The organism is Pseudomonas sp. SJZ131 (assembly GCF_007828705.1).
GTDB lineage: Bacteria > Pseudomonadota > Gammaproteobacteria > Pseudomonadales > Pseudomonadaceae > Aquipseudomonas > Aquipseudomonas prosekii.
Map to the genome: position 1 here is coordinate 357,877 of NZ_VIVC01000005.1, position 13,839 is coordinate 371,715.

At 60.2% G+C, this 13,839-nt stretch carries 14 protein-coding genes and 1 other RNA gene; 4 read left to right on the plus strand and 11 right to left on the minus strand.

Features of this window, described 5'->3' with window-relative positions:
- Position 1: 1 nt before the first annotated feature.
- The 9 genes from mraY to rsmI form a co-directional block, all read right to left on the minus strand.
- Positions 2-1,084: a phospho-N-acetylmuramoyl-pentapeptide-transferase gene (mraY, locus tag FBY12_RS22590; protein WP_092278202.1), complete on the minus strand. Its 1,083-nt coding sequence runs from the start codon at positions 1,082-1,084 to the stop codon at positions 2-4.
- The gene (gene murF, locus FBY12_RS22595) at positions 1,084-2,451 is read right to left on the minus strand and encodes a UDP-N-acetylmuramoyl-tripeptide--D-alanyl-D-alanine ligase (protein ID WP_145256060.1); all 1,368 of its coding nucleotides are present in this window, start codon (positions 2,449-2,451) and stop codon (positions 1,084-1,086) included. Before murF ends, mraY begins: the two co-directional genes overlap by 1 nt.
- Complete coding sequence (locus FBY12_RS22600) at positions 2,444-3,907, minus strand: UDP-N-acetylmuramoyl-L-alanyl-D-glutamate--2,6-diaminopimelate ligase (protein WP_145256063.1); 1,464 nt, start codon at positions 3,905-3,907, stop codon at positions 2,444-2,446. Before FBY12_RS22600 ends, murF begins: the two co-directional genes overlap by 8 nt.
- The gene (locus tag FBY12_RS22605; protein ID WP_178111798.1) at positions 3,907-5,646 is read right to left on the minus strand and encodes a penicillin-binding protein 2; all 1,740 of its coding nucleotides are present in this window, start codon (positions 5,644-5,646) and stop codon (positions 3,907-3,909) included. Before FBY12_RS22605 ends, FBY12_RS22600 begins: the two co-directional genes overlap by 1 nt.
- Positions 5,646-5,939, minus strand: a complete 294-nt coding sequence (gene ftsL, locus FBY12_RS22610) for a cell division protein FtsL (protein WP_092278193.1) — start codon at positions 5,937-5,939, stop codon at positions 5,646-5,648. The genes FBY12_RS22605 and ftsL overlap by 1 nt, the downstream gene beginning before the upstream one ends.
- Positions 5,936-6,883, minus strand: coding sequence for a 16S rRNA (cytosine(1402)-N(4))-methyltransferase RsmH (gene rsmH / locus FBY12_RS22615; RefSeq protein WP_371927520.1), 948 nt, complete (start codon positions 6,881-6,883; stop codon positions 5,936-5,938). The genes ftsL and rsmH overlap by 4 nt, the downstream gene beginning before the upstream one ends.
- Entirely contained in the window at positions 6,880-7,335 is a 456-nt protein-coding gene (gene mraZ / locus FBY12_RS22620) for a division/cell wall cluster transcriptional repressor MraZ (RefSeq protein WP_092278191.1), read from the minus strand. Before mraZ ends, rsmH begins: the two co-directional genes overlap by 4 nt.
- A gap of 409 nt (positions 7,336-7,744) precedes the next feature.
- Positions 7,745-8,099: RNase P RNA component class A (gene rnpB / locus FBY12_RS22625), an RNA gene on the minus strand.
- Positions 8,100-8,175: 76 nt separating this feature from the next.
- Positions 8,176-9,081, minus strand: coding sequence for a 16S rRNA (cytidine(1402)-2'-O)-methyltransferase (gene rsmI, locus FBY12_RS22630; RefSeq protein WP_178111792.1), 906 nt, complete (start codon positions 9,079-9,081; stop codon positions 8,176-8,178).
- A gap of 177 nt (positions 9,082-9,258) precedes the next feature.
- Between rsmI and FBY12_RS22635 the strand changes: the two genes are divergently transcribed.
- The 4 genes from FBY12_RS22635 (at position 9,259) to FBY12_RS22650 (ending at position 12,711) form a co-directional block, all read left to right on the plus strand.
- Positions 9,259-11,076 (plus strand): penicillin-binding protein activator, encoded by a 1,818-nt coding sequence (locus FBY12_RS22635; RefSeq protein WP_145256065.1) that lies wholly within the window; start codon positions 9,259-9,261, stop codon positions 11,074-11,076.
- A complete protein-coding gene (locus tag FBY12_RS22640) occupies positions 11,076-11,438 on the plus strand; it encodes a YraN family protein (RefSeq protein WP_092278187.1) in 363 nt (120 codons plus the stop codon). The genes FBY12_RS22635 and FBY12_RS22640 overlap by 1 nt, the downstream gene beginning before the upstream one ends.
- A gap of 104 nt (positions 11,439-11,542) precedes the next feature.
- Positions 11,543-12,136, plus strand: coding sequence for a phosphoheptose isomerase (locus FBY12_RS22645; RefSeq protein WP_003216190.1), 594 nt, complete (start codon positions 11,543-11,545; stop codon positions 12,134-12,136).
- Positions 12,133-12,711: a BON domain-containing protein gene (locus tag FBY12_RS22650; protein WP_092278185.1), complete on the plus strand. Its 579-nt coding sequence runs from the start codon at positions 12,133-12,135 to the stop codon at positions 12,709-12,711. The genes FBY12_RS22645 and FBY12_RS22650 overlap by 4 nt, the downstream gene beginning before the upstream one ends.
- A 56-nt stretch (positions 12,712-12,767) precedes the next feature.
- Here the strand turns inward: FBY12_RS22650 and FBY12_RS22655 are convergent, their stop codons facing one another.
- Positions 12,768-13,181, minus strand: a complete 414-nt coding sequence (locus FBY12_RS22655; protein WP_092278183.1) for a ClpXP protease specificity-enhancing factor — start codon at positions 13,179-13,181, stop codon at positions 12,768-12,770.
- Between the two features lie 16 nt (positions 13,182-13,197).
- Positions 13,198-13,815: a glutathione S-transferase N-terminal domain-containing protein gene (locus FBY12_RS22660; RefSeq protein WP_047303097.1), complete on the minus strand. Its 618-nt coding sequence runs from the start codon at positions 13,813-13,815 to the stop codon at positions 13,198-13,200.
- Positions 13,816-13,839: the final 24 nt, after the last annotated feature.

The window sequence follows — 13,839 nt, forward strand, 5'->3', positions numbered from 1 at the left end:
TCTACCTCAGCTTCAGGGTGGCAAGGCCAACCAGTACGAGAATCACGGTGATGATCCAGAAGCGCACAATTACGCGCGGCTCGGGCCAGCCCTTGAGTTCAAAGTGGTGGTGAATCGGCGCCATGCGGAACACGCGGCGCCCGGTCAATTTGAAGGAGGCCACCTGGATGACCACCGACAGCGTTTCCATCACGAACACGCCGCCCATGATGAACAGGACGATTTCCTGACGCACGATCACCGCGATGGTGCCCAGCGCGGCGCCGAGCGCCAGCGCGCCGACGTCGCCCATGAACACTTGCGCCGGATAGGTGTTGAACCAGAGGAAGCCCAGGCCCGCGCCGATCAAGGCGCCGCAGAACACGATCAATTCACCGGCGCCGGGCACGTAAGGAATCAGCAGGTATTCAGCGAACTTCACGTTACCCGACAGGTAGCAGAAGATCCCCAAGCCACCGCCGACCATTACGGTCGGCATGATCGCCAAGCCGTCGAGGCCGTCAGTCAGGTTGACCGCGTTGCTCGAGCCGACAATCACGAAATAGGTCAGCACCACAAAACCGATGCCCAACGGGATGCTGTGATCCTTGAGCATTGGCAGTATCAGCGTGGTTTCCACAGCGCTCGGGGCGGTCATATAAAGGAAGATCGCCGCGCCGAGGCCAAACACCGACTGCCAGAAGTACTTCCAGCGGCTCGGCAAGCCCTTGGAGTTTTTCTCGATGACTTTGCGGTAGTCGTCGACCCAGCCGATGGCGCCGAACAGCAAGGTCACCAGCAACACGGTCCAGACGTAACGGTTGCTCAGGTCAGCCCACAGCAAAGTGCTGATGCCGATGGACGACAGGATCAGCGCACCGCCCATGGTCGGGGTGCCGGATTTGGACAGGTGCGATTGCGGACCATCGTTGCGAACGGACTGGCCGATCTGACGGTTCTGCAGAGTGCGGATCATCCACGGGCCGTAGCACAGCGACAAAACCAGCGCGGTCAGCACACCGAAGATCCCGCGCAGGGTCAGGTACTGAAAGACCGCGAAGCCTTTGTAGAACTGTTGCAGATACTCCGCTAGCAGCAGCAGCATTAATGATTCTCCAGACTGGACCCGCACAAAGCGGCGACGATGTTTTCCATCGCCGCGCTGCGCGAGCCCTTGATCAAAATGGTGGTGTTTGGGTCTTGCTCGGCGCCGAGGGCTTCGATCAGCTCAGCCTGAGTGCTGAAGTGCCGAGCCTGCGGGCCGAATGCGTTCACGGCGTGAGCCATCAGAGGGCCGACTGCGTAAAGCGCGGAAACCTTGCCACGGGCATATTCGCCCACGTCGCGGTGCCCCTGCTCCGCCCAGTCGCCCAACTCGCCGATATCCCCGAGCACCAGAACGGTGCGGCCGGAAAAGCCGGCGAGTATATCAACGGCGGCGCACATCGAGGTGGGGTTCGCGTTGTAAGTGTCGTCAATCACGCGCATGCCGTTGGTGGCCAGTTGCGCCACGGTGCGGCCCTTGACCGGTTGCACCGCGCCAAGTCCGGTGGCGATGCCGAACAGCGACACGCCCAAGGCGTGCGCGGCAGCGGCGGCGGCCATGGCGTTGGCAACGTTGTGCACGCCGAGCAGGTTCAGTTGCACGCGTTCCACGCCGTCAGGGCTGTGCAGATTGAAGGACGGGCAACCGCGCGCATCGCGGTCCAGCTCGCTGCCATAAAAGTCGGCACTTGGATTGTTCAGTGCGAAGGTCAGCACTTGGCGTTCGCCAGCACGGGCCTTCCAGATGCCGAAAGCCTTGTCGTCGAGATTGAGCACGGCGACGCCACCGGCATCCAGCCCTTCGATAATCTCGCCTTTGGCTTCAACGATTTTTTCCGGCCCGCCGAATTCGCCAACGTGGGCGGTCCCGGCGTTATTGAGGATGGCCACGTGGGGTTTGGTCATGGCCACGGTGTAGGCAATTTCGCCGAGGCGCGAGGCACCGAGTTCGATGACTGCGGCGCTATGTTCCGGCGCGAGTTCGAGCAAGGTCAGCGGCACGCCGAGGTCGTTGTTCAGGTTGCCACGGGTCGCGTGCACCGGACCGCGCGTGCGCAGGATGCTCGCGAGCATTTCCTTGACCGTGGTTTTACCGCTGGAACCGGTGACTGCCGCAACCGGATTGTTGAACGCGGCACGGTTCAGCGCACCCAGTTGGCCAAGGGCCTGGCGGGTGTCCGCGACCAGCAATTGCGGCAGCGTGCTGTCGGCGACTTCGCGCTCGACCAAAGCCGCCACCGCGCCTTTGCCAGCGACGTCGTTCAGATAGTCATGACCATCGAAGCGTGGACCGGTCAACGCAATAAACAGTTGGCCCGGTTTGATCGCGCGGCTGTCGATGCTGACACCGTCGAAACTGGCGTCGGCAGCGATCAGACGAGCGTTCAGTGCGCCGGTCAGTTCACTAAGCTTGAGGGCTTTAAGCATGGGCCACCTCCCACGCGGTCAAGGCGTGATCAGCCTCGACCAGATCGGAAAAGGCGTGGCGCTGGCCGTTGATTTCCTGATAGTCCTCGTGACCTTTACCGGCCAGGACAATCACGTCATCGGCCGAGGCGCTGGCGATCAACTGCGCAATCGCCTGACCACGCCCGGCAACGAAGCTGACTTTATCCACAGCGCTGAAACCGGCGCGAATGTCATCGAAGATCACTGAAGGATCTTCAGTGCGCGGGTTGTCGTCGGTGACCAGCACGCCATCGGCCAGACGCTCGACCACTTCGGCCATCAGCGGACGCTTGCCGCGATCGCGATCACCGCCGCATCCAAACAGGCACAGCAACCGACCCTTGGCGTGTGGACGCAGGGCCATCAAGACTTTTTCCAGTGCGTCCGGCGTGTGCGCGTAATCGACCACCACCAGCGGCTGAGTACCGCCGCCCAAACGCTGCATGCGCCCGGCCGGACCTTCGAGTTTTGGCAGAACCTTGAGAATTTCGTCGAGCGCGTAGTCGAGGCCGAGCAAGGCGCCGACCGCCGCGAGGACGTTGCTCAGGTTGAATCGCCCGAGCAGAGTGCTGCGCAGGTGATGCTGACCTTGCGGCGTGACCAGCGTGGCGCGCACGCCCTCGTCGTCGAACTGCGCTTCACGGCAATAAAGATAGGCGCTGGAATCTTCCAGGCTGTAGGTGATCAGGCGCGACTCACGTTTATCAGCGGCCAGTTGCCGACCGAATTCGTCGTCGAGGTTGATTACCCGGCATTTCAGATCGTTCCAGGCAAACAATTTGGCCTTGGCTTCGCCGTAGGCCTGCATGGTGCCGTGGTAATCCAGATGATCGCGCGACAGGTTGGTCATCACCGCCACGTCAAACGCCAATGCGCTGACCCGGCCCTGATCCAGACCATGGGACGAAACTTCCATGGCCACGGCTTTGGCCCCGGCCTTCTTCAGGTCGGCGAGGGTCGCTTGCACGGCAATCGGGTTCGGCGTGGTGTGCAGGCCGCTTTCCAGCGCGCCGTAGAAACCCGTGCCCAAGGTGCCAACGATGCCGCAATGCTGGCCGAGCAAATCCAGTGCCTGCGCGACCAATTGAGTCACGCTGGTTTTGCCGTTGGTGCCAGTGACGCCCACCAGATTCAGGTGGTGGCTCGGCTCGCCGTAAAAGCGCCCGGCAATATCGGACAACTGCGCCGCCAGGCCTTTGACCGGAATCAGCGGCACATCGGTGATCGGCAGCACGGTCGCGCCTTCGACTTCATACGCCACTGCCGCCGCGCCGCGTTGCAAGGCATCGGCGATGTGCGCACGGCCGTCAAACTTGCCGCCCGGCACCGCGAGAAACAAATCGCCGGCGCGCACATTGCGACTGTCGAGCGTCAGTTCGCGGATCAACAGATCACGACCGGCATGCGGAAAAATCTTGTTCAGACTAAGAGACATCAGCCGCGCCCTCCATTGGCTTTCAGCGGAACGACCGGTGCAGCGTTGGCTTGTTGGGTTGGCGGCAGATTGTCCGGCGTGATGTTCATCAGGCGCAGGGTCCCGGACATCACTTTGCTGAACACTGGCGCCGAAACCAGACCACCGAAGTAACCGGCTTTGGTCGGTTCATCGATCACCACGACGATGGCAAAACGCGGATCGCTCATCGGCCCGAAACCGGCGAACAGCGAGCGGTAGGAATTCTCGGCGTAGCCTTTGGTGCCCACGGAAGTCTTGCGCGCAGTACCGGACTTGCCGGCCACGTGATACGCCGGCACTTGCGCACGGAATACGCCGCGCGGGGCCTCGATCACTTGGGTCAACATGCCTTGCATGGTTTTCGCGACGTTTTCCGGCAGCACTTGCGTGGTCTGCGGCGGCTTGTCGGTTTTGATCAATGTCAGCGGCGCGAGGCGGCCGTTGTTGGCCAGCGCCGAGAAGGCGTGCACCAGCTGAATCGCCGTCACCGAAATACCGTAGCCGTAGGACAGCGTAGCGGTTTCAGCCTTGCGCCATTCGCGGTAGTTCGGCAGGTTGCCCACGCGCTCGCCGGGGAAGCCGAGGCCGGTGTCCTGGCCGAGGCCGACTTTTTGCGCGAGACGGAAAATCGTTTCGCCGCCGATATCGAAAGCGACTTTACTCATGCCGACGTTACTGGAGTTGATCAGGATGCCGGTCAGGTCGAGCACCGGCCCTTCACTTTTCGAAACGTCCTTAATGGTGTATCTGCCGATCTGCAGCGAGCCCGGATACACCTCGACGGTGTCGCTCGGCTTCCAGCGCCCGGTTTCCAGGGCGGCGCTCATGGAGATGGCTTTCATGGTCGAACCCGGCTCGAACACGTCGATCATTGCGCGGTTGCGCATCATCGCCGGTTGCAGGTTGCGACGGTTGTTCGGGTTGTAGGTCGGCTGGTTGACCATGGCGAGGATCTCGCCGCTTTTCACGTCCATGATCACCAGGCTGCCGGCCTTGGCGCCATTCTCGATGATCGCGTTGCGCAGTTCGCGGTTGGCCAGGTATTGCAGACGCAGGTCAATCGACAACGCCAAGGGCTTGCCGGCCTTGGCGTTTTTGGTGACCTGGACATCCTTGATCAGCCGACCGCGCCGATCCTTGATCACCTGGCGCTTGCCCGGGACCCCGGCCAGCCATTCGTCATAAGCGAGTTCGACGCCTTCGCGCCCGTGATCGTCGATGTCGGTGAAGCCGACCATGTGCGCGGTGACTTCGCCGGCCGGGTAGAAACGGCGGAACTCTTCAATGCCGTAGACGCCGGGCACTTTCAGGTCGAGCACCGACTGGCCCTGCTCGGGGGTCAAACCGCGCACCAGATAGATGAATTCTTTATTGGCCTGCGCTTCAAGACGCTCGCTCAGGGCTTTCGGGTCCTGACCCAGCGCAGCGGCGAGTGCCGGCCACTTCTCTTTGGCCAGTTGCATTTCTTTGGCGTTCGCCCACAGCGTGGTGACCGGGGTACTGACGGCCAACGGCTCGCCGTTACGGTCGGTGATCAGACCACGGTGAGCCGGAATCGGAATGTGTCGAACGCTGCGCGCATCGCCCTGACCTTTGAGGAAGTCACGGTCGACCACTTGCAGGTCGATGATGCGCCAGCCGATCGCTGCCACCATGATCCCGAGCAAGCCCATGACCACACGGAAACGCCAAGGGAACAGTGCACCTTCGAGTTTCATCATGGCGCCACCATCTGTACTTCGGCGGCGCCGGGAATGCGCATCTTCAGTTGTTCGGTGGCCAGCACTTCGATACGGCTGTGCGCAGTCCAGGTGCTCTGTTCAAGAATCAGACGGCCCCATTCGGCTTGCGCCTTGTCGCGCACGCTCAATTCGTTATACAGCGAGTTCAAGAGCTGACGGTTCCAGTGCGCGCTGTACGACACGCCGATGGCCGACACGAGCACGCCGATGAACAGCAGCATCATGAAAAAGCTGCCGCCAGGCAGTGGCTTGGCGAAAAGCTTGCTCACCGCAACTTCTCCGCGACACGCATGATGGCGCTACGGGAACGTGGGTTGGCTTTGAGTTCGGCTTCGGAGGCGGACTGCGCTTTGCCATGGACTTTGATTTTCGGTTCAAACGCGACGTGACGCACTGGCAGGTTGCGCGGCAAATTGTCGGCCTCGCCTTTCACCAGTTTGCGCATGAAGAGTTTGACGATGCGGTCTTCCAGCGAGTGAAAGCTGATCACCACCAGACGACCGCCGACTTCCAGGCTTTCGAGCGCGGCTTCGAGGCCGGCTTCCAGATCGCCCAGTTCGTTGTTGACGTGAATACGCAGGCCCTGAAACGCGCGGGTTGCCGGGTTCTTGCCTTTTTCCCACGCAGGGTTGGCCACTTTCAGCACTTCGGCCAGATCGGCGGTGCGCTCGAACGGCTTGATGTCGCGGCGCTCGGCGACGGCGCGGGCCATACGCCCGGAGAAACGTTCTTCGCCATATTCCTTGAACACTCTGGCGATTTCTTCCACCGGCGCGGTGTTGACGAATTCGGCAGCGCTGATCCCGCGAGACGGGTCCATGCGCATGTCCAGCGGGCCATCGTTGAGGAAACTGAAGCCGCGTTCCGGGTCGTCGAGTTGTGGCGACGACACGCCGAGGTCGAGCAGCACGCCGCTGACCTGGCCGGCCAGACCGCGTTCGGCAACTTCCGAACCGAGCTCGGCAAAGCTGCGCTGCACAACGACAAAGCGGCCGTCTTCGGCCGCTAGCGTTTGCCCGGTGGCAATCGCTTGAGGATCTTTATCGAATCCGAGCAACCGACCATCGGGACCGAGCTGACTGAGGATCAACCGACTGTGCCCGCCGCGCCCGAACGTGCCGTCCAGATAGCAGCCATCAGGACGTACGGCGAGAGCCTCCACGGCTTCGTCAAGCAGTACGGTGATGTGGTTAAAGCCGCTATCAATAGTCACAGGATCAAATCACGCAGTTCATCAGGCATGGCGCCCGGTTGTTGAATGGCAGCCAGGTCAGCGGCAGAAACCGCATCCCAGGCATCCTCGTCCCATAATTGGAACTTGTTCAGTTGGCCTACCAACATTGCGCGTTTATCCAACTTGGCATATTCGCGCAGACGCGGCGGAACCAGAAAACGACCACTGCCATCGAGCTCGAGGTCGACGGCATTACCAATCAGCAAACGTTGCAGGCGACGGTTTTCTTCGCGAAGCGAAGGCAAGGCGCGCAGTTTGGTTTCAATAATTTCCCACTCATCGAGGGGGTAAACACACAAACATGGATCAACGGCATCAATGGTCACGATCAATTGGCCGGCACTACGCGAAACCAACTCGTCACGGTACCGGCTCGGCATAGCGAGACGGCCCTTTGCATCGAGATTGATAGCGTTAGCTCCGCGAAACACGTCAGCGTTTCTCCAATTTTTATCGTTTTGAGCTCAAAAAACCCACTTCATGCCACTTTCCGCCACTTGCGCACACTATAGGAATGCGCCCACCACACCGTCAAGGCGCGTATTCAAGGAAAAGCCTTACAGAACGGAGATTTAGCGACGTAAAAGGAGGGGTAACGAGAATCTGACGTATGTTTCATCTCAATAACTTGATTCAGCACGGATGGCTGCGCTCGAAAGTTAAAGTGATTTGTTAAGAGTAAGATTTTTTTGGTATTACGAAAGAGGTCTGCTGGTGTTTATGTTCGCGGGGAAAACCGAAGTGACACCGGAGGTTTTTCAATGACTTGCAGCGAAGGCTAATCGATATCACGAAAGCCCGCTACAAGCACCTGCCTGATGATTCAAGCAGGAAGAAAAAGTGGAGAGTCGATCTGTAAGCCGGGTTCTGTCTTGAACAGTCATTCGTCTACGATGGCCATCACTGGACATCTTTAGCAACCTACCCGGTCCCAGCGCGGGCCACGCCTTGGGACCCTATTTGGTCTTGCTCCAAGTGGGGTTTACCTAAGCCACGAACTGTTGCCAGTCGCGCGGTGCGCTCTTACCGCACCTTTTCACCCTTACCGTCGCTTGCGCGCTTAGGCGGTTATTTTCTGTGGCACTTTCCGTAGGCTCACGCCTCCCAGGCATTACCTGGCACTTCGCCCTATGGAGCCCGGACTTTCCTCCCCCCCCTAATTTTCATAGAGGGCAGCGACTGTCCAATCGACTCTCCGGCGCGAAGGTTAACGGCACAGCGCCCGAAGAACAAGCGCTAAACGCCTTGGGCCGCGCCTGTGCGTCGGGTTTTCACTCGCCCTTCTGTTTATCCAGCGCGACCTGGTAGAGCACATTCTTGCGCTCGCCGGTAATTTGCGCGGCCAGCGCAGCGGCGCGTTTGAGCGGCATTTCTTCGAGCAACAGATTGAGGATACGCATCGCTTCGCTGCTGACCGCATCTTCGGTTTCCGGCGCCGACCAACCTGCGACCAGCACCACGCACTCGCCGCGCTGCTGATTGCTGTCGGACTCGACGAACTCGCGCAATTCGGCGAGCGGCAGGCCTTTGAGGGTTTCGAAGGTTTTGGTGATTTCGCGGGCCAGCAGCGCCGGGCGCTCGCCACCAAACACCAGCTCCATGTCTTGCAGGCATTCAAGGATACGGTGCGGCGCTTCATAGAAGATCAGCGTGCGCGGCTCTTCCTTGACCAGCTCCAGACGTGCGCGACGGCCGACTGCCTTGGCCGGCAGGAAACCTTCGAAAATAAAGCGGTCCGACGGCAGCCCCGCCGCCGACAGTGCGGCAATCAGCGCGCAGGCGCCCGGCACCGGCACCACGTTGATGCCCGCCGCGCGCGCCTGACGGACCAGGTGATAACCCGGATCGGAGATCAGCGGCGTGCCTGCGTCGGAAATCAGCGCTACATCGTCGCCGGCCAGCAGACGCGTGATAAAGCGACTACCTTCATCCCGTTCGTTGTGTTCATGGCAGGCGGCCAGCGGCGTCGGAATACCGAAATGCTGCATCAGGCGTTGCGAGTGCCGCGTGTCTTCGGCGGCGATCAACGCGACGTCGCGGAGGATTTTCAGCGCGCGGGCACTGATGTCATCCAGGTTGCCGATGGGCGTCGCCACCACATAAAGCGAGCCAGCAGCGGAATTCAAAGCACCTGGAGCAGTCAAAGCGCACACCTCATGATCGGTAAAAGCCGGCATTGTAACGCGTAGTGACGCTGGCGACAGACACCAGCCGACCTCGGTTTTGCGACCCTTTGTGCAGCGCTGCAACATTTACACGAGCTAAATTGACCGTTTCACACCACTAACATCGCGCCCCGGCCAGTGCTTGGGTACAATTCCACGCTAATTTGATCGAGTATCGGGAACACTTACATGATCGCTTGCCTGCGGCTGTTATCTGCCCTCTGCCTCGCTGCCTTGCTGGCGGCTTGCGCCAGCTCGCCCTCCTCCAGCCTTGGCGAACTTCCACGGACCCCGGACGCCAGCATCGAGCAACTGCTCGAAAAAGCTGCGCAAAGCAAAACCCCGGAACAAGCTGCGCTGTTTCGCCTGAGCGCGGCAGACCTGGCTTACAAACAGGGGAATGCCGGCCAGTCCGCGCAAATCCTGCAACAGGTGCCAATCGAGCAACTGAAGCCGGGCCAACAGGTGTTCGCCAGTACGCTGGCGGCCGAGCTGGCAATGACGCGCAATCAGCCGAAAGCAGCGCTGACCGCCCTCAGCCATCCGAGCCTGCAACGCCTGGGTGAACTGCCGGTCGAGCAACAAGTACGCACTGGCACCGTTCACGCCCGTGCCCTTGAAGCTGATGGCCAGACCCTCGCCGCTGCACGCGAGCGCATCTTTATTGCGCCGATGCTCGAAGGTGAAGCCGCCGCCAAGAACCACGAAGCGATCTGGACCTTGATCGCCTCGTTGCCTACCGATCAATTGCAGCCGACCACCACCGATGATCTCGGCGGCTGGATGAGCCTGGCGCTGGCGGTGAAAACGGCCGGCACGCTGGAACAGCAGCAAGCGGCGATCGACACCTGGCGCGCGCAGAATCCAAAACACCCCGCCGCCGTGCAATTGCCGCTGCCGCTGAGCAAACTCAAGGAACTGGCGAGCCAGCCGCTGAGCAAAATCGCCCTGCTGTTGCCGCAAGCGCCGGACAGTCCGCTGGCAGCAGTCAGCAAGGCACTGCGCGAGGGCTTCATGGCCGCGCATTACCAGGCGCAACAGGCCGGGCAGCAACCGCCAGCGATTGTTTTTTATGACACGTCGAAATTGACCTCGATGGATGATTTCTACCGCAAGGCTCAGGCTGACGGCGTGCAATTGGTTGTCGGTCCGCTGGAGAAGCCGCTGGTCAAACAGCTCAGCGCTCGCCCGCAATTGCCGATCACCACCCTCGCGCTGAACTACAGCGAAGGTGAACAAGGTCCGGCGCAGTTGTTCCAGTTTGGTCTGGCGGCTGAAGACGAAGCGCGCGAAGTTTCGCGTCGTGCTCGCGCCGACGGTCTGCATCGCGCTGCCGCCATGGTGCCGAAAGGCGAATGGGGCGACCGCGTACTGAAGGCATTCAGCCAGGACTGGCAGGCCAACGGTGGCAGCATCGTCGCCGTCGAACGGGTTGATCAGCCGGTGCAACTGGCCCAGCAGATCGCTGACATGTTCAAGCTGCGTCAGAGCGAAGGTCGCGCCAAGTCGCTGCAAAGCACAGTTGGCTCGCAAGTCGCGGCCCAGCCATCGCGCAGCCAGGACATCGAGTTCATCTTCCTCGCTGCCACTCCGCAACAGGCGCAACAGATCAAACCGACCCTGAACTTCCAATACGCGGGCGACGTGCCGGTCTACGCCACTTCCCACGTGTTCAGCGCCAGCGGCGACGTCAATCAGTACAACGACATGAACGGCGTGCGCTTCTGCGAAACGCCTTGGCTGCTGGATGCCAACGATCCGTTGCGCAAACAGGTCACCGCACAATGGCCACAAGCCGCTGGCAGCCTCGGCCGCCTCTACGCGATGGGCGTTGACGCATATCGCCTGGCGCCACGCCTGGGCCAACTCAAGGCCCTGCCGGACAGCCGCATCGAAGGTGAGTCGGGCAGCCTCGGCATGACGCAGAACCAACGCGTAGTCCGCCAGTTGCCTTGGGCGCAGTTTGTCAGCGGTCAGGTTCAACGCCTGCCGGACACCCCGCGCTGATGCCTGACAGGTCACGCCAGCAAAGCGGCAAGGATGCCGAGCGCCATGCGCTCGAGCATCTGCAACAACACGGTCTGCGCCTGCTGGCGCAGAACTGGTTGTGCAAACGCGGCGAGCTTGATCTGGTCATGCTTGATGGCGATACAGTAGTATTCGTTGAAGTCCGCTACCGAAAAAACACTCAATGGGGCGGCGCGCTCGATAGCATCGATGGGCGCAAACGGCAGAAACTGATTTTCGCCGCGCAGTATTTTCTTCAGCGCGAGTCGCGTTGGGCCAATTCCCCTTGCCGCTTCGACGTGGTTGCCATCGACAGCAGCCTTGATCAGTTGAACTGGTTGCAGAATGCCTTCGACAGCTGATCGCTTGCACCCCGAACCGGACACCTTCACCCAACACTTTTGCTCTTTGCTTTGCGGGCTGCACATTCTTGTGCCAGGTAGCCGCGCTAATTAAGGTCACACAGATGGACATGCAATCCCGAATTCGCCAGCTTTTTCAGGCCAGTATCGACACCAAGCAGCAGGCGATGGACGTACTTGCACCGCACATCGAGCAAGCCAGCCAGGTGATGGTCAACGCCCTGCTCAACGAGGGCAAAATGCTTTCCTGCGGCAACGGCGGTTCTGCCGGTGATGCCCAGCACTTCTCTTCGGAGCTGCTCAACCGCTTCGAGCGCGAACGTCCGAGCCTGCCAGCCATCGCGCTGACCACCGACACCTCGACGATCACCTCGATTGCCAACGATTACAGCTACAACGAAATCTTCTCCAAACAGATCCGCGCGCTCGGCCAGCCGGGCGATGTGTTGCTGGCGATTTCCACCAGCGGCAACTCGGCAAATATTATTCAAGCGATCCAGGCCGCACATGATCGCGAAATGATTGTCGTAGCATTGACGGGTCGCGATGGCGGCGGCATGGCGTCGCTGCTTTTGCCCGAGGACGTGGAGATTCGCGTCCCGGCCAACGTCACTGCACGTATCCAGGAAGTTCACCTGCTGGCGATCCATTGCTTATGCGACTTGATCGACAGCCAACTGTTCGGGAGTGAAGAATGACCCCTAATCGCCTAGGCCTTCTGGCCTTGACCCTGTGCCTCGGCATCAGCGGCTGCACCTCGGTGGTTAAAGCCAGCCGTGAAGCGCCGATCGAAGATGACCGTGGCACGCGCACCTTCGGCAGCAAAATCGACGACTCGCTGATCGACACCAAGGTCGGCGTCAACGTCGCCAAGGCCGATCCGGCACTCGATAACGACTCGCACATCGTCGTCACCAGCTTCAACGGCGTGGTGCTGCTGGCCGGGCAAACGCCTACCGCCGACTTGAAAGCCAAGGCTGAACAGGCGGCTTCCGCCGTGCAACGCGTGAAGAAAGTCCACAACGAGCTGCAAGTGCTGCCGCCGTCCGGCTTCATCGCGCGTCAGAATGACGCGTGGCTGACCACCAAAATCAAAACCCAGATGCTCGCCGACGCCAACATCCCCGGCTCGCGCATCAAGGTTGTGACGGAAAACGGCATCGTTTATCTGCTGGGCCTGCTGACCAAACAGGAAGCCACTCAGGCGACCAATCTGGTGCAGAGCGTTGCCGGTGTGCAGAAGATCGTCAAATTATTCGAATACATCGACTGACATCCGCCTGGCTCCTACCGAAATAAAAAAAGGCGATCCTCGCGGATCGCCTTTTTTTATTTCACCACTTTCAAACTGGGTCGACCGCTGGGACGCGGCGGTTCGTTGTCGGGTGGCGGCAGTTCATCATCCGGCTCGATCTCGTCGTCGTCTTCCAGAGGCGACTCCAGATCGAACACCATGCCTTGGCCATTCTCCCGGGCGTAAATGCCCAGGATCGAAGCGATAGGCACGAACAGAGTATGCGGAACGCCACCGAAGCGCCCTTCGAAGCTGACCGCTTCGTTGTCCATGTGCAAGTGACGCACGGCTGCCGGCGATACGTTCAGGACAATCTGGCCGTCACTGGCAAAACCCTGTGGCACCTGCACCGACGGATATTCGGAATTGACCAGCATGTGCGGGGTGCAATCGTTATCAACAATCCACTCGTAGAGCGCGCGGACCAGATAAGGTCGACTGGAGTTCATAGCGGCTCCTTAAGCCTTAGCGCATATCGCGTTCGACGCCAGACAGACTCGCCTGGAAAGCCTCACGCGCGAAAGAGCGCTCCATGTAATCAAGCAGCGGCTTGGCTGGCCGCGGCAGTTCAATACCCAGAATCGGCAAACGCCAGAGTATTGGTAATAGGCAGCAATCCACCAGACTTTGTTCCTCGCTGAGGAAAAACGGCTTGTCGGCGAACAACGGCGACACACCTGTCAGGCTTTCGCGCAGCTCTTTGCGAGCAACAACGCGAGCGGCTTCCTTGGACTTGGGATCCAGGATCAGATCCACCAGGCCACACCAGTCACGCTGAATCCGATGAATCAACAGACGACTGTTCGCACGCGCTACAGGGTAAACCGGCAGTAAAGGCGGGTGCGGGTAACGCTCATCCAGATATTCCATCACCACGGTCGACTCCCACAACGCCAAGTCACGATCGACCAGGGTGGGCAAGCTGCCGTAAGGGTTCACTTCGATCAGTTTAGGCGGCTGACGACCAGCCTCCACGTAAATGATCTCGGCGCTGACACCCTTCTCTGCGAGCACGATGCGTACTCGGTGGGAATAGTGGTCGGCGGGGTCGGAGTAACAGGCCAACCGATTGGTCACGCCCATGGCGGTCCTCCTCGCTTGTAGAAA